This window comes from Sinorhizobium sp. B11, from assembly GCA_039725955.1.
Taxonomy (GTDB): domain Bacteria; phylum Pseudomonadota; class Alphaproteobacteria; order Rhizobiales; family Rhizobiaceae; genus Rhizobium.
On the sequence record CP091034.1, the window covers coordinates 180523 to 200450 of the forward strand.

The following is a 19928-nucleotide window of genomic DNA, read 5'->3' on the forward strand; positions in this document are numbered from 1 at the left end:
CTTGGCAGATCCCTTTTGCGAGTAGAGTGGCACTACGAGGGTGCACACACAATGACGATTTTGTGTGCTCAGTGTAGCCGAAAAAGCTACACAGTAATTTCTGATCTGATGCAAGCCCGCGGGCCTTACTCTTTATTGACCGCCCTTGCTGTTCGACCGCTCACGCATGAAGCGTTCGATGAAATCGAGAAGTTTCGTTGCAGCAAAGGAAAGCTGCCGGTCAGGCGCCACACAGAGATCCACATGAGTGCGAATGCCGGTCTTGCCGGCAAGCGGAATGGCTGAAAGCTGGCCGGCCTCGATCTCGCGGCGAACGGTCAGTGCCGGCAGCAGCGTCACGGCTGCGCCGCTCAGAACCAGCTCCTTCAGCATCTCCAGCGAACTCGTCACGAACACCGGATCGAGGCTCAGCCCTTCCTTCTCGAAGAGCGCGTCGAAAGCTTGGCGGAAACCAAAGGATTGATCGGGCAGTGCCAGAGCGTAGTCGGCGAGCTCCTTGAGCGGAATATCCTGGCGTGATGCTGCCGGGTGGTTTGGCGCTGTGATAAGATCGTAAGTGATCTCCGAACGCAGCCGCACCTTGGTACCCGACATTGGCGGCGCAAACAGGGTCACCGCAATATCGGCCTCGGCGCTGTTGACCGCTTCGACTGCGGCCCGTGCGCTGGTGATCGTCACGGCAAAACGCAGCTTGGGATATTTCAGGCTGAATTCTGCCAGCGCCGGCGCAAGCAGATTGGCAACGGTCGCGCCGTTCGCGTAAATGTTGACGCGCCCGCGCTGTAGCCCCTTCAGGTCTTCGATCAGCTGCTGCACATGGTCGAGCTCGCGCAGCGTCCGACCCGCACGGGCCGCCAGCAGCTCGCCCGCCGCCGTCAGCTTCACGCCACGCGCGCTGCGTTCCACCAGCGGCGCACCGAAATGATATTCGAGGTTCTCGATCTGCCGGCTGATGGCCGTCGGGGCGACATTCAGGTTTTCGGCCGCCTGACGCATGGAGTTGGTTCGCACCAGCTCGTCAAAATACATCAGCGCCCGAATCTGCATTTACCTGTTCTCCGCCGTCAGGCTCAGTTTTCGTAGTCTAGGTAATCAATGTCCGGCCGCATAGCGGTCGCGCCATGCAGGCAGCGCGCTCGGCACCGGAAGCGCCGTTGCTTCGTAGACCCCGCGCGCAATCGCCCGCGCCATCACGATCCCCGCCAGATGGCACAATTCCATCAGGCTTGCCATGTCGTTGCGCTTCTGTTTGCCGGTGGAGGCTGCAAAAATCGTGTCGCCGTCGAGTGGCAGGTGGGCTGGCAGGACCGCGCGGGCCAGTCCGTCATGGGCGGCAATGGAAAGCCGGTGCGCTTCCGCCTTGATGAGCGACGCGTCGGTGACAACCGCGCCGATCGTCGTGGCTGTCGTTTTCACGCTCTTGAGCCGCAATCGATGATCGATTTCCGTGGGCATGCCGAGCCCGCCGAATTCATTATTCTGCTCGAATGGGGCCGCCCAGAAATGCGGGCCTTCGCCGATAGTCGCCGTGCCCACAGCGTTGACGGCAACGATTGCCGCGATGCGATGCCCGGTGCTGCTGACTGCACTTGCCGAGCCAAGGCCGCCCTTGAAGGTAGCAGTCGTTGCACCCGTGCCGGCTCCAACCGTGCCGAGATCAAACGCACCCTTGCGTGCGGCCCTCGCGGCCTCATAGCCCATTTCGCGGTAAGGCGAATGTATGCCCCAACCCTTGTCGCCGCCATTCAGCAGATCCATCAGGATCGCCTGCGGTACGATCGGGATACGAACCGGGCCGACTTGGAATCCGCGCCCCATCTCGCGCAATGCCGCCTGCACGCCGCCCGCCGCATCGAGACCGAAGGCCGATCCGCCCGACAGTACGAAGGCGTCGACGGCATCGACGACCATGGAGGGATCGAGCAGCGCCGTATCGCGCCCGCCTGGTGCGCCGCCAAGCACGCTGCCGGAGGCAACTGCCGGCTCATCGAAAATGATAGTCGTGACACCGGAGCCAAGCGGCAGGTCGGTTGCGTGACCGACGGAGACGCCTTCGATATCGGTGAGGAGATTGAGAAGATCGGACAAGCGCGGCTCCTGTCTTGAGGGAAGCGCGCCGATAGGAAGTCAAATGCCCTCAAAAAACAAGATGGGCAAAAACAAGACCGGCCCGTTTTGCCGGGCCGGTCGGAAATCCTCTGATAGTATTAAAGCCGCGTTCTGCGTCAGGCATGAAGGGGCTTCGGGTGGCGGCGGGTCATCAGATCGTGAATGGCCAGCTTCACCTCGGCGGGCGAGCTGAAATGCTGCTCGTCGAGGTCATGGACATGGAATTTGACGGCGATGAATTTCAGCCGGTCTTCATCCGGAATGACGATCCCAACAGGGATGCCTGCATATTCGATAACTTCTTTTTTCATTACATAGAACTCCTGCCGCGCGGATGCGCAGGCTATGGCGAATTGACTTGTCTGGTACCGTTGAAAGGGGGACGATCGTCACATTCGACAGTTCGGGCGGGAGAGCGCGCCCGGACGGTCATTGCCAAGCACAGATCGCCCAAGGACTCGTGCGAGAATTTCGATATCAATCATGTCTCGATCCTTATGTTGGCGTTGCACTTGCATGATCCCGGAAGAGCCCGGGACCCGTTGAAGCCATCTTTATAGTCTACAAACTTAGTAGAAAATAGCCGATAGCCTATAAGAAACATATTCCGAAACGTGTCAAAATATCGACGATCCGAAAAATTTCATTCCATCACATCCCGGTTTCTAGAAAGAATTCTATCACGCTTTCGTGCAACCCGTGTGACGGTTCGAGGGTCTCTCGTCATCGCCGAGGCAGAGATAGGAAGTCTGTCTGATTCCGGCAATGGGACATCTGGTCAAAAATCGGAAAGCCTCGAAAAGACCGAATTGGTTAACGGCCGAACCTCCCGCCTACCAGCCTTCTGCAAGCACCTTTTCCAGCATGTTTGCGAAGAAATCGGCGCTTCCTTCGGTCAGGCAGAGCGGCGGCTTGATCTTCAACACATTCAGGTGATCGCCCGTCGGCTGCATGATGACGCCGAGTTCCAGAAGCCGGTCGCAGATCGCCGCCGTCTCCTCGGTCGCCGGCTCCAGCGTCACTCTGTCGCGCACGAATTCGAGGCCGAGATAGAGGCCCATGCCATGCACTGCGCCCACGATCGGGTAACTGTCGATCAGTGCCGCCAGCCGTGCCTTCAGATGGTCGCCTACCTCACGGGCATTGTCCTGCAATCGCTCCTCGGCCATAACGTCGAGAACGGTCATGCCGGCAACGCAACTGACCGGGCTTCCGCCGGACGAAGAGAAGAAATAGCCTTCCTTTTCCAGCGAAGCGGCAATCTCCTTCGTCGTGATGACGGCGCCGAGCGGATGGCCGTCGCCCATGCCCTTGGCGATGGTGATGATATCGGGCACGACGCCCTGCTGCTCGAAACCCCAGAAATAATGGCCGAGCCGTCCATAGCCCACCTGCACCTCGTCGGCGATGCAGAGCCCGCCGCGCTCGCGCACCTGCCGATAGATTTCCGTCAGATAGCCGTCGGGCAGGGGTATGCCACCGGCATTGCCGTATACGGATTCGGCAATGAAGCCGGCCAGTCCCTCGCCCTTGGCATCGATAGCCTCCAGCACAGGCGTCACGGTGCCGAGATAATCCACAGTCGACTCCGGCCCGCGGAACTGGCCGCGATAGGTATTGGGCGAAACGACGGCATGAACCCAGTCCGGCCTTGTCGTCAGCGCTTGCGGATTGTCTGCGATGGAGGTGGAGACTGCGTCGCTCGCCACCGACCAGCCATGGTAACCTTCCAGCAGGCATAGCATGTTGCGTTGGCCGCTATGCGCCCAGGCAAGCCGCAGCGCCAGATCATTGGCTTCCGAACCGCTATTGACGAGGAACACGGCATCCATCCCGTCGGGCGCCAGCGATGCGAGGCTCTCGGAGAATTCCGCGACTGCGGCATAGTGGAAGCGTGAGTTGGTGTTCAGCATCAGCCATTGCTGGCTGATCGCTTCCGCCATGCGTGGATGACCATGGCCGAGGATCGTGACATTGTTGACCATGTCGAGATAGGCGCGTCCCTCGATATCGAAGAGATGCTCCTTCCAGCCGCGCTCGATCCGTGGCGGATGCGCATAATAATTCTTCTGCGGACTGGCGAAATGCGCCCGCCGCAGTTCGAGAAGAGCCGATGTTTCAGGTTTTGGCGCATCGGCGCCCGGACCAATCAGCACTGAAGGCGAGGGGCAGAGCGCGGACCACGCTTCGGCTTGTTCCGGCGTGGCAAAGAGTGGCGGTTCGAAGCCAGCGATGCTGCAAAGCTGCAGGCGCAATCCGCCGAGCGAAGACGTCTCGCCGGAGACCGTACCGAGTGTTTGACCAGCGGCGATCTCGCTTCCATCCTCGACGGAAAGGTCGATGCCATCGATGTGTAGTTTCATGTCCCCGCCGGTGAGGACGAGATGCTGGTCGTACCAGGTGATCCGACCGGCAAAGGGTGCAGCAACGACGCTGCTGGCTGCGAGGCAGACATCCATATGTAGCGCATAGGTTGCCTGGGCTTTTGCATGGTGCAGGCCGGCGCGGGACAGGCGATATTCACCGTAGCGGGTTGCCGCGGTTCCCGATTCCGCCGCTGCGCGCGCAAGCAGACGCCAGTCCATGTCGGCCGCCAGCCAGTTGCCGTCGGAAAAATGCGGGCTCTGCACGCCGAGATCGACATAGGCAATCGACGCGGGATCGATCTCTGGCAGGAGCGGCTGCCAGTCTGCCGTATCGACATCGGCAATATGAAGACCGGCTGTTTTCAGGATGGCCGCTTCCATCAGTTCGAACGGCACGGACATTGCCGTATCGAAGATGTGCCGTTCGCCCTCCAGATTTCCTCTGACATAATCATTGTCGGGATCGATCGAGATCTGCTGTTCGCTGCTGGCGACGAGGATGACGGCGCGGGCCACGATGAGCGGCCAGAGTGCCTTCAGCTCTTCCTCGATCAACGGGTAAATCTCGTGATAGGCCTTCACCGCCGGCAGGATGTGAAAGGGATCGCCATCTGCCTGATGCAGCAGAGAGGCACAGGTCACGGCAAGGTCGCCGACCAGCCAGCCGCGAATGATGTCGCCGAAGTCGATCACACCATCGGGAACAGGCCGCCCATGCGCATCGGGACGGCTGACGACATTGTCATCCGTCACGTCATGATGAACCGCCTGAAGCCGCAGCGACGGAGCAAGTGGCTGGATGCGGCGCACGGCCATGACCATCGTCTTCGCGATCCTGTCACGAGCGGCGCTGTCGCTAATGGAGGACAACAACTGCACGGCCACGGGTCCGGCGCGGCGCAAATCCCATTGCAGGCTGCGGTCCAGTCCCGGATGGGTGAAATCGGCAAGTGCTGCCGCCAATCTCGCGCAGAGCGCGCCGAGGGCAGCGACCGAGGCCGGCGCCAGATAGGCGCGGTGCGTCAGGCCATCTCCTTCGAGAAATTCGAGCAGCCGGACCTGGTAATCCTGCTCTCGCACACTGACGGGGACGATCTCGTGGCCCTCGGTGGAAGCCATCACGTTTGGAACACGTGGCGCATCCGCCTTGGCGCGCAGATGACGAAGCGCCGCATTCTGCGCTTCGAGCTCCTGGGTCTCGTAGGCGGCATGGCAGATCTTCAGCACATAGCGGCCGTCTTCCGTGTCGAGCCGGTAATTGCGATCCTGCTGGCTGCCGAGCTCCGACAGCGTGCCGGAAAGCCCGTAATGAGTAAGGAGGATATCCGCGGCCTCGGAAGCGGTAACATCGGGGCGCGGTAGCGCCATGCGGTCAAGAAGCGCTTCGTCGGTCATGGCACCCCTCCGCGGCATGATTCGATTACCTAATGAAACAGATAATCAAGCACTTGCCGACAAGCAACGGAAGATTGTGCCAGCCGAGGATTGGAAGGAGGGGTCCTTGGTTCAACCCATGCGTTCGGAGGCGTAGCTTCCGGGACTCGCCGGGAAGACGATCGTGCGGTTGCCGTTGAGGAAGACGCGGCGGTGGATATGCGCATGGATGGCGCGCGCCAGTACCTGGCTTTCGACATCACGGCCGATCGAGACATAGTCTTCGGCGCTTTGTGCATGGGTAATGCGGGCCGTGTCCTGCTCGATGATCGGGCCTTCGTCGAGATCGGCCGTCACGTAATGCGCCGTGGCACCGATCAGCTTTACGCCGCGCTCATAGGCCTGCTTGTAGGGGTTGGCGCCCTTGAAGCTCGGCAAGAAGGAGTGGTGGATGTTGATGATGCGGCCTGACATCTTCTTGCACATGGCATCGGAGAGAACCTGCATGTAGCGAGCAAGCACGATGAGTTCGGTGCCCGTCTGCTCGACGATGTCGAGGATCTGGGCTTCGGCCTGCGGCTTGTTTTCCTTCGTCACCTTGATGTGGTGGAAGGGAATGTCGTGGTTGACCACAACCTTCTGGTATTCGAAATGGTTGGAGACGACGCCGACGATATCGATCGGCAGCGCGCCGATCTTCCAGCGGTAGAGCAGGTCGTTGAGACAGTGGCCGAAGCGGGAGACCATCAGAAGCACCTTCAGGCGCTCGCTCCCGTCATGTACTTGCGCGTCCATGCCGAACTTCTCGTAGATCGGTTTGAAGCCTTCGCGGATCTCGGCAAGCGACACACCCTCTTCCGAAATGAAGCTGACGCGCATGAAGAACTTGCCGGTATCGAGGTCGTCGAACTGCGAACTATCGATGATGTTGCAACCCTTTTCGGCGAGGTAGGTCGAAATCGCCGCCACGACGCCGCGCGTCGACTTGCAGGTTACCGTCAATACATAGTCCGTCATGTCCTCTTCCCTCTCTCCAGCCGCCGGCCGTGCTTAGATCAAAGCCGCAGCCTCGAACAGGCCGGCAAGCTTTCATTTCTGCAATAAATTGCAAGCCGAACCTTCATGCCTGTGGCATTTGCTTTCATGACCGCAAGCTTATGACACGCCACGCAGAACTCCGTTCTGCCTGCGCCGTTCGAAATCCCGTCCTCGCCTTCTGATATTTTGAGGTCAGGTGGCTGGCCGGCTGGCGATCCGGACTTTTCTGCGTGGGGTGATGATTTCGTGAATGATCGCTCCCACGATGGAAGAGAGCACGAGGCATAGGATCACGAAGATGACAGGCTGCTGAAGCACGCCGATCGGGAAATGATTGGCGATGATCCGGAGAAACGCCAGTGTGAAGGCATGCGTGATGTAGATCTCGTAGGAGGCGTCGCCGAGATAGTTGAGCCAGCGGACAAAGGGAAGTTTCGAAAAATCGATCGAAACAGCGCTATAGACGATGAAGACTGCCGGTATGCCCCATGCATAATAACGATCCTCGGGCCGCACCAGATCCTCGTTGATGAAGAGGAAGGCGAAGCCGACGGCAAGCAAAACCCAGGCCCAGTGCTGCGGCAGCAGCAGCTTCTGGCCATAGAGCCAGCCGAGCGCCGCACCGGCCAGGAATTCCAGGATGATGGGTTGGCCGTAGAATTTGGTGGCGGTCGTTTCCGGCAGCAAATGGCAGACGATCAGGATGGTTGCAAAGGCGCCGAACAGAGCAGGCAGCCGATAGTCCTCGCGGATCGGCAATAGCAGCGCGAAGACGAAATAGAAGAACATCTCATAATTCAGCGTCCAGCCGGGCACGATGACGGGAGCGATCATCGTCGGGTCGACCGGATTGATCCACGGCAGGAACAGCATCGAGGCCATGAGATGCGGCAGATCGAAAGCGGTAGACTTGAGAAGCGACGGTGCGATAAGCGCGACAGCCGCCGAAAATAGCGTCGCCAGCCAGTAGAGCGGCACGATCCTCTTGGCGCGCTTGCGGGCGAAATCGGCCGGCGTCATGTTTCGTCCGCTTGTCGTCAGCCACATCACGAAGCCGCTGAGCACGAAGAAGATATCGACACCCGTTTCGCCATAAATGAACGAGGTCGCGTCGATGGCGGGATTGACCTTGGCAAGCTGCAGAATGGCATGGAAAAAAAACGACCATCAGCGCCGCGATGGCACGCAGATATTGCAGCTGGACAAGCATCTGATGTCTTGCTCCCACAGGCTTTGCGGATCGCCCGTCGGGCAGCCGCTTCGTCAACTCAATACATTTGCCGGACGATCCTGCCGGATGCGTGGCGTGTCGCGGAAACGCATGAACCCGATGACAAGCCAGAGAAGGCCGGCGATCTTCATCGAGAAGATTGCCGTTCCCCCGATCATCATATTCAGAAAAATGAAAAGAGAAAGTGAATGGGCGCAGCGCTTCTGCGCCGGGCTGGTGCCCGCGGGAAACAGACAGACGAACAGCCAGAAGGCGATGACTCCGAAGACCGTGGCGCCGTAGACGAGATAGACGTAGCCGCTGTCGGCGAATTCGGCGACTTTATCGACCGAAAGCCCGAGGATCGCCAGCGGATCGAGATCCATCAGCTTCTTCATCGTCAGATTGATGCGCCCGGTGAAATTGTCGCCGATCGCATTGGGGTCCTTTGTGTAGACGAGGAAGCCGGCGCAAACGATGAGCGGCATCAGCGCCAGATTGAAGGCCTTGGGGATTTTCGGAAAGACGAAATAACCGCCGATACAGCAGATGCAGAAGATGAGCATCGTGCGGGTATCGTTGGTCGTCAGGATCAGCAGCGCTGTCGCAATGGCGAGCGCCCGGTCGAGCCGCGTCAGCCGGTCCCACATCGAAATAAGGTAGACCGCGATCACGCCGCAGAAATTGGCAAGCGACACCTGCTCCAGGAAGATCGACGAGGAGCGGTGGTCGATGATGCCGAAGGAGAATCGGCCGGGAAAACCGAGCGCATTCTGAAACAGGCCGGTCGTGTTGAAGCTGAGCGGCTTCAGCCCGCGCGTGTTTGCGAAATAGTCCGAGGGATGCACGATACTGACATAGAAGGGCACGCTGATGATCTCGAAGATCAGGAACAGCAGCACCATGAAACAGGCCACCCGGAAGATCAGTTTGAGCGTCCGCTCGTTGCACCAGCCGCCAAGCCCCGTGAAGCAGAAGATGATCAGGACGTTGCGGAGATGATCGATAAAGGCCATGCGGTTGATCGCGCTGACATAGATCGTCACGATCAGCGTGAAGAGCATGAACAGGAAGGCTGGAAGGTCTTCCTCATAAATCCCCTTGTGCAGGATGTAGATGATTGCGCTTGCCATGATCAGGCCTTCGCTGGCCGCCACATGCGTCATCGAAAGCGGCATGACGTTGTGATTTATGAAGGCCAGGATGCCGTTATAGAGAACCGAGAGCAGCCCGAGGATCAGAACGGGATAATCGAGACGCGAAGCCGGGCTGGTTGCATCGGCAACCGTTTCGAATCTTGTACCTGTCTCTCCGACTGCTGCCATGTCACTTCTCCGCCGGCTTTACCGCCGCGCAGTCGGGCGCATGTTTGGGTACCATCTGCTCAAGCAGACGCATTTGCGGGCGCTCGGGCGTGTCACGCGGCTGTACGTTGAACGGTTCGGTGGCCGGCCACCATTCTCCAGCCGCCCAGTAGGAGAAACCGATCCACGCATCGCTATTGTCGGACATGGTGGTGAGCATCGTCTTCAGGCCATCGAGGCAATCTGCATTGGCAGACGCGCCGAATTCACCGAGGAAGCCGCGTTTGCCGTTCTTCTTTAGCCAACTGGTCACGTTGGTGATGGCATCGGTCGCGGCCTTTGCGCCCTCGCAGGTCTCGTGCGTGCCCGAAGAATCCGCGTCGAGATACTGATGAAATTCATAGGCGTAGAAATCGAGCGGATCACGCACGCCGAGCATGACGGTTCCGTTCGCGCCGCCGATCACATCGGTTTCCCAGCTTGCAGCTCCGCTCCAGGCCGTACCGGGAACGAGGATGAGATTGCGTGCGCCTACCGCCCGAATGCCGCGGATCGCAGCATTGGCGGCTTTCAGCCAATCGGCCGCGGGAATGTCATGCGGCTCGTTCATCAGCCCGAAGAGCACGCCATCGTGATTGGCAAATTCGACGGAAAGCCGAGCCCAAAAATCGGCGAAGGCTGCGTTCGTCGCCGGCGGCTTGCCGATCTGATCCTTGTCGTAATAGCCGAAATTATGCGGATCGAGCAGCACACTCATCTTGTGCTTGCGAACCAGCGCGACCGTATCCTTCAAGCGCTGCAGTTCATCATCGTCAAGCCGTGCACCGAGCTTCGGCTGAAGCCGCTCCCAGCGGAAGGGCAGGCGGATGATCGTCATGCCCTTCTTCGCGAAATAGCTGATCGTTTCTTCGGTCGGGTAGGTGTAGTTCGTGCCGTAGACGCCACCGCGTTCGCCATATTCGCCGCCGGAGAGATTGACCCCGTAATAGCAAAGCGGTGCCTCGGTGGCATGAGCGATGGACGAAACGGCCGTAACGGCGGCAACCAGCAGCCCGTGCAGCAGTCTTTTCCGTCTCATGGCTATCCTCGCGGGGTCGCGGCAGGTCGCCACGTCGGCTTCGATGCCTGCATCTTAACGGTCCGTTAGCTAAGAATTTCTAAAGTCGCTCCTGCTTGGCCATGCTTTCTCGCCGGGCGGATGCGGTGTTATGAAACAATATGACGGGAACAGGGTGAGCCGCTTGCCTGCCTGGCGCAGTTATGAGTCGTCTCAGCCTGCGCCTGAAGGCACTCGTGCGCGCAGCCCGATCATCCGGCCGACAGATTTCGTTCCGCCCCCACCGCCTCCCGAGCCCGCTCCGCCTCCGGTTCGGCCGGCAGCGTCGGAAAGCCGTCCTGCCGGGCCGCTCCGCGGCGATATTCCTGTCGTGCCCGAAACCGTTTCAACGCCGGAACCCGTTGTCGAGCAGACATCTGTTGTCGCCGAACCCTTGCTGGATATCAGATCTGCGGTTGCCGCCATCTGGAGCCGGCGCCTGATTATTGCCGGTCTTTGCCTCGTCGGTGCCGCTGCCGGTGCGGTGATCGCGCCTCGTATCCCGCAGAAATTCACCGCCGTTGCCGCCCTCTATTTCGATCCACGCCAGATCGGTCTTGCCGACAGCGGCTCACAGAATGCAGCGCCGTCGCCGGAAATGATTTCGACGCTGATCGACAGCCAGGTTCAACTGCTGACCTCGGGCAACGTATTGCGTCGCGTAGCCGATGCTATGAAGCTCGATCAGGATCCGGAATTCACCGGTGGCAGGACAGACGGTGCTGCCATCATCGGCACTCTTCAGAAGGCTCTGCTGATCACGCGCGAGAACAATACTTACGTCGTCTCGCTCGCCGCAACGACGCGGGACCCGGAAAAGTCCGCAAAGCTCGCCAATCAGGTCGTCACCTCCTTCATGCAGGAGGAAAGCAGCGCATCGACCGGTCTTTACGAAACTACCTCGTCAGCACTCGACGGTCGCCTCGACGATCTGCGCCGGAAAGTGCAGGAAGCGGAGCAGGCGGTCGAAACCTTCCGCGCCGACAACGACATGGCGGCGACCGAGGGCAATCTGATTTCCGATCAGCGTCTTTCGTCCCTGAATACGCTGCTCGTTACCGCCCAGGAAAAGACTATTCAGGCTAAGGCCCGCGCCGATGCCGCTGCAAATCTGCGGGTCGAAGATGTCGTCGCAGGCAGCCAGACGGATGGCGCCACGGGTACATCACCGCTCGTCAGCCTGCGGCAGCAATACGCCGCCCAGGCCGCAGTCGTCGGCAGTCTGCAGAGCCAGATGGGTTCGCGCCATCCGCGCCTTCAGGCTGCGCGCTCTTCGCTGGGTAGCATCGGAGCGGAAATCAAAGACGAACTCCAACGCGTCGCGACTTCGGCAAGGGCAGAATACGAACAGGCGAAGAAGGCCGAGGACGATATCGCCAAGGAGCTGGCGGTACAGAAAGCCCTGCAGGCCACGACCTCGGACAAGCAGGTGCAGTTGAACGAGCTGCAGCGCAAGGCGACGGCCGCCCGCGAACTCTACGAATCAGTTCTGAAGCGTTCCGGCGAGACCAGCGAAGAGCAGAACCTCAGCCAGAGCAATATCCGCGTCGTCTCCCCCGCAGAAGTTCCCGTGAAGGCAGATGGGCCGAGCAAGAAAGTCATCATGGTCGCTGGCATGATCGGTGGCTTGCTTGCAGGCTTTGCTGTCGGCGCCGGTTTTGCGATCCTCGCCGGCCTCTTTTCTCATCCGACCATCAGAAGCTATTTCCGCAAGCCCGTCCGCGCGTCCGCTTGATGGCAGCCTCCAATCTTCCTACATCCAGAATATGGGCACCGTAAGAAGTGTGCCCATGAGAGAGGTTATGATGCGGTTCGCTGCGATTGTCCTGCTGTCGCTTGTTGCCGGCGCGTCCGCTGCGCCCGCGTCTGCCATAGACTGGCAGAATTCCGGCAAGCAGGCCGTGCAGCCGCTCTATCCCTACAAGGATCTTCCGGGCGTGAAGGCGCGGCCAGACAAGAAGGTGGAAGAATCCTACGACTGCCACACCGAAACGGTGCAGATTCGCCGCCGCTACGACGAGATCTTCCGCTCCGGCGGCATGCCGACGCTGATGTATGTCTGCGAACGCGACGGCGTGATTTCGATGGATAGCCGCGTGCCGCTGCGCGGCCATTACCAGCCGGTGCGCTGAAAGCCGGGCGGTTTCTGCGCTGCGATTGTGTCCGAAGATCCTGACGACGTCATAATCGTTCAGCGACTTGACGGCGATTGCGAGCAATCTTCCTGCAGCACTACACCTTAGCCAGCGGGCCGAAATGCCAATTGCGGTACCTCGCCACCAACGATGCGGTCGGCGAACGACAGACTGGACAGACCGTATCGTTGATACAGCTCATTGTCCTGATTTGCCCGGAATTCCGCCTGATCGGACGGTGAAGAGAAATATTTCCCGATCAGCAGCGGCAGGCGAATGGTTTTAAGATTCTTTTGCTGGAATACATGCCAGAACAGCGCATCGCCGACGGATCTGATCGGGGATCCGTCGCCAAAATAGCTCGGATAATATTTCCCGACCATCTTCGGGCTCCACAGCGTAGCCGGACCAAAAGTGCCGCGCTCGCCAGTGCCCGATCCAAGCCTCAGGCGTTCACGTGGCCTCGGAGGCCAGTCCGGCGCAAATTCGGATGCCGTCAGTATCGGCGCTTTGAAAGGCTCATCCAGATGGGAATTGTCAAAGCAGACCAGCCACTCGCCTCCAACCATTCCGGCAGAAGATGCGCACGCCGCTCCGACCAGGAGCTCGACCGCATTTGTGGCCAGGCGGTCGTCCATATTCAGGTTCATCACGAACAATGAATTGCTCAATGCCACCGCTGCCGACCAGGCCTCATAGATCGAGAGCGGTTGGGAAAAGACGTAACAGTCCGCGTCCAGCCATTCGGGCGGCATATCACCATTGTCGAAAATATAGATGATGCGCACGTCAACACTTTGCTGGCGCAGGTTGATGTAGTGCGACTTCAGCAGGTCCAGCTTGTTGTTCTGGCGGTGCCATACCGCGCAGAACACGGTCACCAGCGCGGTCCCATGATCACTCTGCGTCCTTGCTTTAATAAAATGCATCTCAGGCAATTCCTTTCGCGCAAGGTTCGCGCATGGCAGAGGCGGCATTGGTGTTAACCATGAAGGAGATGGCATGAGCCGGGCATTCGCGTCAATTGCCGTGGTTGGAAATCCTGGGGGCGGCCACCCGGTCATCTGAAGTCGGCTTTTTAACGTGTTCGTTGTGTCGCGAAGGGACGCGCCCCAGCGGGAAATAAGGAAATTGGATGCAGCAAAAGCGCGACCTGACCTCTGCCAGCCGAAGGCTCCCGGCAGGGTGCGCAGTTCATCGAGAGGTGCGTCCATGCGGGTCCTGGTAACCGGGGCGGGCGGCATTCTGGGCAGGCATGTTATCAGGCATTTCGCCCAATTTGCGCCAGGCGCCGATGTGATCGCCAATAAGGCGGACCTCACGGATATCGAAGCGTTGCGAGCGGCGATCTCTGCCCTTCAGCCGATCGATAAGGTTGTTCATCTGGCAGCTTTGGTGCCGGTGGCATCGGTCAAGGCAGACCCTGCCCGTGCCTATGCCGTGAATGTCGGCGGTACGATCAATCTTCTCTCGGCGCTCGAGGCGCACCCGGCAACGTTCCTCTACTGCTCATCGAGCCATATCTATGCGCCGTCGGACCTGCCGATAGCTGAGGACGCCGAAAAGGCGCCACCTTCCTTCTACGGAAGGACAAAATGGGTCGGCGAGAGCGTTGCGGCCGACATTTGCGAGGCATCCGGCCGCGCTTTCTGTGCGGCACGTGTTTTCTCGATTCACGATCCAGCGCAAACCGGTTCGTTCCTTCGGCCGTCCATCGAGCGTCGGCTGGCAGAAGAGGACCTGAGCCGACCCTTCATGCTTCCGGGCGGTGACAGCGTCAGGGATTTTCTGCCGGCTGAGGATGCGGCAGAGCTTGTCGTGCGCCTCGCCCTTTCCTCCGCAACGGGGCCGGTCAATGTCGGCTCCGGCCGTGGCACAACCATCCGCGATTTCGTTCAGGGTTTCAGCTCCCAGCCCCTCGATATCAGGGCGACCGGCGGCTCGGACACTCTCGTCGCCGATATCTCACGGCTTAGACAATTATTAGGAGACTTTGATGTCTGAGACTGTTTCCATCGTCATTCCGACCTTTAACAGGGCAGGGATGTTGCCTGTCGCCATCGACAGCGCCCTGAACCAAACGAAGGCGTGCGAGGTTATCGTCGTCGATCACGGGTCGACCGACGATACGCCGAAGGTGGCCGAGGCTTATGGCGACCGCATCCTCTACATCCGCCGTGAGCGTGATTTCGGGCCGCATTTCTGCTGGCTTGAAGGCGCACTCCACGCCACCGGAGAATTCGTCCACCTGCAATATGACGACGATTGGATCGCACCGACCTTCATCGAGGCGTGCCTTGCCGTCATCACTCCGGAAACCGGCTTCGCCTTTACCGGCGCCGACGTTATGGATGGCCCAGGCCTGCCCACCAAACTTCGCCAGTTTATGGACTGGTTGCCCGCGACTGGCACCTATCCGGTCGATGCGTTGGAGAGACAGATTCTCGGCTCGCTGATCTCGCCTGGCGCAGCGCTCTATCGCCGGCAAATTCTGATCGACGCGCTCTATCCCGGGCGATTGCCGCTTCAGATCAACGAATATCGCGGCGTCGGCCCGGATGCTTTCGTCTCGCTGCTTTCAATGCTGCGCTATCCAGCGATCGGCTACGTGCGTGAACCGCTTGCCTTCTTCCGCTTCCACGAGGGTTCGATCACCATCGACGCCTTCGCTTCCGGCGAGAAGACCGCGCGACTGCGCGCCGCTTACGCAGAAGTTACCCGCCACTATCTCGAAATGAAAGTGATGCGCGCTGTGCGTATCAGGGAGGCATCGTAATGACCGTAGGGCGTCCAATCCGCTTAGTTACTCAAGATCGTCCAATCCGCCTCGCAGAGGAAACCATCGACCAGGGTGAGCTCGAGGCGCTCTCCGAATGGATGCTCGCCGGCAACCGCCTGACCAAGGCTGAGCAGACACTCGCCTTCGAGCAGGAATTCGCTGTCTGGATGAACTGCCGTCACGCAGTTTATGTCAACTCCGGCTCCTCGGCGAACCTCCTGATGATCGCCGCGCTCAAGGAAGCGGGCCGCCTGCGCAATAACAAGGCGATTGCCGCCGGCGTCAGTTGGGTCACCACCGTTTCGCCGCTGCTCCAGCTTGGTTTCGATGTGCGTCTCTGCGATTGCGATTCGAAGTCGCTGGGTATCGATCTCAACCATCTGGAAGACCTTTGCCGCACGGATCCGCCGGCGCTGCTGATCCTGGTCCACGTTCTCGGCCATGCCGGTGACATGGATGCTGTCAGGGACATCTGCCAGCGTTACGACGTCATCCTGCTGGAAGATTCCTGCGAGGCGCTCGGCTCGACCTACAAGGGCCGCAAGCTCGGCACGATCGGCACGGCAGGCAGCTTCTCCTTCTATTATGGCCATCACATCTCGACGATCGAGGGCGGCATGGTCGTCACCGACGATCCCGATCTGCACCAGCTTATGCTTTCCCTGCGCTCGCACGGCTGGAGCCGCGATCTCAAGCCGGAGCTGCGCCAATCTCTGGCGGAACAGAACGGGGTCGATGAGTTCAAGAACCTCTACACCTTCTACCATGCCGGCTATAACCTGCGCTCCACCGACCTCCAGGCATTCCTCGGTCGGTCGCAGCTCAGGAAGCTCGATCAGATCGTCGAACGCCGCCGTATCAATTTCGACCTTTACCGCAAGGCGCTGCCGGACTTCTTCTCCCAGTCGGGAGATACCGAGGTTCTGTCGTCCTTCGCCTACGGCACCTTCATCGAGAACCGGCTCGAAACCTACAAACATATCAACGCGCTCGACATCGAATGCCGGCCGCTGATCTGCGGCAACATCGCGCGCCATCCCTTCTGGCTCCGCGACCATCCACGGCTCGACCTTCCGAACGCCGATAAGGTGCACGACTACGGCATCTATCTGCCGAATCATCACAACCTGAATGAAGCGGACATTGCGCGTGTGGCCGACGCCTTCGCCTCTGTTGCCCGCCCCTGCTAAGAGCGAAGACACATGACGAATACGGCTCAAAGCGCGGTTCATCAGCGAGACAAGGACTAACGGATGAACCCGGCTTTTCAGATAGAGGGAAAACGGATCTGGGTCGCCGGCCATCGCGGTATGGTCGGTTCGGCCCTGGTCCGGGTGCTCTCGCAGCTGAACTGCGAGGTACTGACAACACCTCGCAGTGAGGTCGATCTCACCGATCAGGCCGCGACGCGACGCTGGCTGCAGGACAACAAGCCGGATGCCGTCATCGTCGCCGCTGCGCGTGTGGGCGGCATTGCCGCCAACAGCGCCTCGCCGGTTGCCTTTCTCTACGACAATCTGATGATCGAGGCGAATATCATCGAAGCGGCTGCTCGTGCTGACGTGAGCAAGCTTCTTCTCCTCGGTTCCACCTGCATTTACCCGCGCGACGCCGAACAGCCAATCCGCGAGGAATCCTTGCTCACCGGTCCGCTTGAAAAGACCAACGAGTGGTACGCTATCGCCAAGATTGCCGGCATCAAGCTTTGCCAGGCCTATCGTCAGGAGCAGGGACGCGATTTCATATCGGCCCAGCCGACCAATCTTTATGGGCCGGGCGACAATTATGACCTCGAGACAAGCCACGTTCTGCCGGCCCTCATCCGTAAGGCTCACGAAGCCAAGGTGAACGGTGCGGAATCCCTGACGATCTGGGGCAGCGGTACGCCGTTGCGGGAATTCCTGCATGTGGATGACCTTGCCGATGCTGTGATCTTCCTGCTGCGCAATTACTCCGGCCCGGTGCCGATCAATATCGGCTCTGGTGAGGAATTGTCGATTGCCGAGCTTGCCCGTCTCGTGAGCAAGATGATTGGCTTCGATGGTTCGCTCACCTTCGACACCACGAGGCCGGATGGGACGCCGCGCAAACTTGCCGATCTTCGCCGTCTGCGCGAGCTCGGCTGGAACAATGCCCGTCCGCTGACGACCGGTCTCGAGCAAACCTATCAAAGTTTCCTGTATAGGCGCGAAAATTGAGAGCGCGGAACCAGCGAACTGATGCACGCCTGGACCAGAAGAACCGGTCGAGTTGCCTACGACAACACTCGGGAAAGCTTTAACATCATGAAAATATGCCTCCTGATAACAACGTACAGGCGCGATATCCAGCTGGTGCGTCTGCTTTCCCAGATCATCGATCTGCGAAGCAAATATACCGGCCTCGTCGTCTTCGAGACAGTCGTGGCCGACTCCGATCCCGACAACGCCGCCAGACACATTCTCGAGCCGCTTTGTGATCTCTATGTAACCAACAAGGGGTCAGGCTTCGACGACAACCTGTTTCACTTTTACGCCGATCATGCTCGCAACTACGACTTCATCTTCAGCATAGGCGATGCCGACGTTTTCAGCTGCGGTCAGGTCAATCCGCTTGATCTGCTGGAACTCGCTGCCAGGCAGGAGCACGATGCCGTTCTGTTCAATCATTGCGAATACAGATCGGCAGACATGCTCGCGACCGAGCTGACATATACGCTGTCGCCGCCATTCTATACCAATCCCAAGCTGATGGACGAGCCGGAAACGTTTCGCCGGCACTTCCTCGGCCACGTTCCCCGACATGTCGGCCTTCTCTACCGGAGCAACTTGATCATCGAAAGCCTCGGGAAGCTTGCTGCCTTCCGAGACACGCTGCATCTCTATGCCGTGCCTTTCCTGCTGGCACTCGAGAAGAATAGGGCGATGTTCTTCGACTATCCCTTGAATTACTTTGCCGCGGATGCGACCTCCGACGGCACCCCCAAGGATTGGACGGACGTATTCATGGGCCTGTATCGCTTCCTTCTTGCCGCGAAAGCCATTCTGTCGCCGGCAAGTTTCGCAATCACCAAGCAGGGCTTCATGGCCAACTACCTCAATGACCGTTCCTGGCTGCGCGGATCTCTGTCCCGCTTTGTTCCGAGCGAGGCGCAAATATTGCGAGAGTTGGATGGGGTGCTCGAAAGCTTCCCACAAGCTTAAATCTCTAGAAACATAGCTATCGGAAGGCGTGATGGCCTGGCGTCGATGAGCTCGAACGCGGCAGCCGGAACGCAGCGGGATGCGCATGCTCCCCACGATGGCGCAGCGAACGGTAAGGATTCCCAATGTTGAAATGTTGTTCTCTGTGCGACGGACAGATCTTGAACAAATTTCTGGATTTGGGGCGCCAGCCCCTCGCGAACAAATACCCAAAACCGAGTGATTTTCAGGAAGAGAAATTCTTCCCGCTCGAGGTGTTCTTTTGCGAGACCTGCAAGAATGTTCAGCTTGGCGAGATGGTCCCGCGATCCCTCATGTTCGAGGATTACTATTACCTGAGTTCGGTCAATGGGGGCCTCGTCCGCCATTTCGAGGCGCTCGCCGAGGAACTGAAGGAAGCGAAATTCGTCGTCGACGTGGGCTCCAACGATGGCGTGTTGCTGCGTCCGCTCAAAGGTCTCGGAGTTCGGGCGCTGGGGGTTGAACCTTCGATCAATGTCTCCAAGCTCGCCAATGACGAGGAGCTGGAAACGCTCTGCGCCTTCTTCGAGGAAACCTCGGCACGGCAAGTGCTGGACAGCCACGGCCCGGCGGATGTGATCGTCGCCAGCAGCGTCTTCACGCATCTCGACGCACCGGATCAGTTCATCCGCGCAGCCGACATCCTGATGGCGAAAGACGGCAAGCTGGTGATCGAGGTCGAGTATATCCTCAACATGATCAGCCAGGTGCAGTTCGAGCGATTCTACCTCGACCGGATCTTCTACTACTCGATCTCGTCGATGAAGCAGCTGTTCGGCAAGCACGGCATGGTGATCACCGGGCTTGAGCCTGTGGCCCAGCATGGCGGCTCCCTTCGGTTCACATTGATGCGCGAGGCGGCCGGCACCGAGGCCCCGGAGTTGGCGGAGCTGATTGCGACCGAGCTGAAGGTGCTGAACACTGCTGCACTGACAGATTTTGGCCAGCGCTGCCGCGATCTGACCGACAGGCTGGTCGCTGGCTTGAAGCGCTGGCGGGAAGAGGGCGTCAAGGTGGCAGGCTACGGCGCGCCTGCCCGGCTTTCGACCATCACAAACTTTGGTGGCATCGATAGAGAGCTGCTGCCTTTCACGATCGATGACAGCCCGCTGAAACAGGGACGCACCTCGCCCGGCGCGCATATCCCGGTTGTGTCTGCCTCTGAACTTGAGACCTATCAGCCCGAAGTGCTGCTGGTCTTCGCCTACGAATACATCGACGACATTCGGAAAAAGACTAGCAATGCATATGACTACTACATGCCAATTCCGCTTGTTGAACTCATAGCTTCCTGATCACTGGAATGGGGAAAGA

General features: G+C 59.2%; 16 protein-coding genes and 1 pseudogene. 8 read left to right on the top strand and 9 right to left on the bottom strand.

Features of this window, described 5'->3' with window-relative positions; genetic code table 11:
* Nucleotides 1-132: 132 nt before the first annotated feature.
* The 8 genes and pseudogenes from LVY75_10635 to LVY75_10670 form a co-directional block, all read right to left on the bottom strand.
* The gene (locus LVY75_10635) at nt 133-1047 is read right to left on the bottom strand and encodes a LysR family transcriptional regulator (GenBank protein XAZ23698.1); all 915 of its coding nucleotides are present in this window, start codon (nt 1045-1047) and stop codon (nt 133-135) included.
* Nucleotides 1048-1092: 45 nt separating this feature from the next.
* A complete protein-coding gene (locus LVY75_10640) occupies nt 1093-2088 on the bottom strand; it encodes a P1 family peptidase (GenBank protein XAZ23699.1) in 996 nt (331 codons plus the stop codon).
* Nucleotides 2089-2225: 137 nt separating this feature from the next.
* Nucleotides 2226-2420, bottom strand: coding sequence for a hypothetical protein (locus tag LVY75_10645; protein ID XAZ23700.1), 195 nt, complete (start codon nt 2418-2420; stop codon nt 2226-2228).
* A 522-nt stretch (nt 2421-2942) separates the two neighbouring features.
* Nucleotides 2943-5870 (bottom strand): aminotransferase, encoded by a 2928-nt coding sequence (locus LVY75_10650; GenBank protein XAZ23701.1) that lies wholly within the window; start codon nt 5868-5870, stop codon nt 2943-2945.
* A gap of 111 nt (nt 5871-5981) precedes the next feature.
* Complete coding sequence (purU, locus tag LVY75_10655; protein XAZ23702.1) at nt 5982-6866, bottom strand: formyltetrahydrofolate deformylase; 885 nt, start codon at nt 6864-6866, stop codon at nt 5982-5984.
* 213 nt (nt 6867-7079) lie between these two features.
* A pseudogene (locus tag LVY75_10660) lies at nt 7080-8097 on the bottom strand (acyltransferase).
* A 53-nt stretch (nt 8098-8150) separates the two neighbouring features.
* Complete coding sequence (locus LVY75_10665; protein XAZ23703.1) at nt 8151-9422, bottom strand: hypothetical protein; 1272 nt, start codon at nt 9420-9422, stop codon at nt 8151-8153.
* A gap of 1 nt (nt 9423) precedes the next feature.
* Entirely contained in the window at nt 9424-10479 is a 1056-nt protein-coding gene (locus tag LVY75_10670; GenBank protein ID XAZ23704.1) for a glycoside hydrolase family 5 protein, read from the bottom strand.
* Between the two features lie 130 nt (nt 10480-10609).
* Between LVY75_10670 and LVY75_10675 the strand changes: the two genes are divergently transcribed.
* Nucleotides 10610-12232, top strand: a complete 1623-nt coding sequence (locus tag LVY75_10675; protein XAZ23705.1) for a GumC family protein — start codon at nt 10610-10612, stop codon at nt 12230-12232.
* A gap of 70 nt (nt 12233-12302) precedes the next feature.
* Nucleotides 12303-12629: a hypothetical protein gene (locus LVY75_10680; GenBank protein XAZ25687.1), complete on the top strand. Its 327-nt coding sequence runs from the start codon at nt 12303-12305 to the stop codon at nt 12627-12629.
* A gap of 107 nt (nt 12630-12736) precedes the next feature.
* On the opposite strand, the gene LVY75_10685 is transcribed toward LVY75_10680, so the two are convergent.
* Nucleotides 12737-13846 carry a glycosyltransferase family 2 protein gene (locus tag LVY75_10685; protein ID XAZ23706.1) on the bottom strand — a complete coding sequence of 370 codons (1110 nt, stop codon included), beginning with the start codon at nt 13844-13846 and terminating at the stop codon, nt 12737-12739.
* Here LVY75_10685 and LVY75_10690 point away from each other — a divergent pair.
* The 6 genes from LVY75_10690 (at nt 13845) to LVY75_10715 (ending at nt 19909) form a co-directional block, all read left to right on the top strand.
* Nucleotides 13845-14636 (top strand): NAD(P)-dependent oxidoreductase, encoded by a 792-nt coding sequence (locus LVY75_10690; protein XAZ23707.1) that lies wholly within the window; start codon nt 13845-13847, stop codon nt 14634-14636. The two genes, LVY75_10685 and LVY75_10690, sit on opposite strands and share 2 nt — an antisense overlap.
* Nucleotides 14629-15408 carry a glycosyltransferase gene (locus LVY75_10695; protein ID XAZ23708.1) on the top strand — a complete coding sequence of 260 codons (780 nt, stop codon included), beginning with the start codon at nt 14629-14631 and terminating at the stop codon, nt 15406-15408. Before LVY75_10690 ends, LVY75_10695 begins: the two co-directional genes overlap by 8 nt.
* Nucleotides 15408-16601 (top strand): DegT/DnrJ/EryC1/StrS family aminotransferase, encoded by a 1194-nt coding sequence (locus tag LVY75_10700; protein XAZ23709.1) that lies wholly within the window; start codon nt 15408-15410, stop codon nt 16599-16601. Before LVY75_10695 ends, LVY75_10700 begins: the two co-directional genes overlap by 1 nt.
* Nucleotides 16602-16682: 81 nt before the next feature.
* Entirely contained in the window at nt 16683-17609 is a 927-nt protein-coding gene (locus LVY75_10705; protein XAZ25688.1) for a GDP-L-fucose synthase, read from the top strand.
* A gap of 87 nt (nt 17610-17696) precedes the next feature.
* Nucleotides 17697-18593 (top strand): hypothetical protein, encoded by an 897-nt coding sequence (locus LVY75_10710; protein ID XAZ23710.1) that lies wholly within the window; start codon nt 17697-17699, stop codon nt 18591-18593.
* 161 nt (nt 18594-18754) lie between these two features.
* Nucleotides 18755-19909, top strand: a complete 1155-nt coding sequence (locus tag LVY75_10715; protein ID XAZ23711.1) for a class I SAM-dependent methyltransferase — start codon at nt 18755-18757, stop codon at nt 19907-19909.
* The last annotated feature ends 19 nt before the right edge of the window (nt 19910-19928 follow it).

What these genes read in the sequence shown, in the direction of transcription:
- LVY75_10690 (XAZ23707.1), top strand. Translation starts at nt 13,845, where the DNA reads ATGCGGGTCCTGGTAACCGGGGCGGGCGGCATTCTGGGCAGGCATGTT.
- LVY75_10670 (XAZ23704.1), bottom strand. Translation starts at nt 10,479, where the DNA reads ATGAGACGGAAAAGACTGCTGCACGGGCTGCTGGTTGCCGCCGTTACG.
- LVY75_10675 (XAZ23705.1), top strand. Translation starts at nt 10,610, where the DNA reads ATGAAACAATATGACGGGAACAGGGTGAGCCGCTTGCCTGCCTGGCGC.
- LVY75_10645 (XAZ23700.1), bottom strand. Translation starts at nt 2,420, where the DNA reads ATGAAAAAAGAAGTTATCGAATATGCAGGCATCCCTGTTGGGATCGTC.
- LVY75_10680 (XAZ25687.1), top strand. Translation starts at nt 12,303, where the DNA reads ATGCGGTTCGCTGCGATTGTCCTGCTGTCGCTTGTTGCCGGCGCGTCC.
- LVY75_10635 (XAZ23698.1), bottom strand. Translation starts at nt 1,047, where the DNA reads ATGCAGATTCGGGCGCTGATGTATTTTGACGAGCTGGTGCGAACCAAC.
- purU (XAZ23702.1), bottom strand. Translation starts at nt 6,866, where the DNA reads ATGACGGACTATGTATTGACGGTAACCTGCAAGTCGACGCGCGGCGTC.
- LVY75_10700 (XAZ23709.1), top strand. Translation starts at nt 15,408, where the DNA reads ATGACCGTAGGGCGTCCAATCCGCTTAGTTACTCAAGATCGTCCAATC.
- LVY75_10710 (XAZ23710.1), top strand. Translation starts at nt 17,697, where the DNA reads ATGAAAATATGCCTCCTGATAACAACGTACAGGCGCGATATCCAGCTG.
- LVY75_10695 (XAZ23708.1), top strand. Translation starts at nt 14,629, where the DNA reads ATGTCTGAGACTGTTTCCATCGTCATTCCGACCTTTAACAGGGCAGGG.
- LVY75_10685 (XAZ23706.1), bottom strand. Translation starts at nt 13,846, where the DNA reads ATGGACGCACCTCTCGATGAACTGCGCACCCTGCCGGGAGCCTTCGGC.
- LVY75_10665 (XAZ23703.1), bottom strand. Translation starts at nt 9,422, where the DNA reads ATGGCAGCAGTCGGAGAGACAGGTACAAGATTCGAAACGGTTGCCGAT.
- LVY75_10650 (XAZ23701.1), bottom strand. Translation starts at nt 5,870, where the DNA reads ATGACCGACGAAGCGCTTCTTGACCGCATGGCGCTACCGCGCCCCGAT.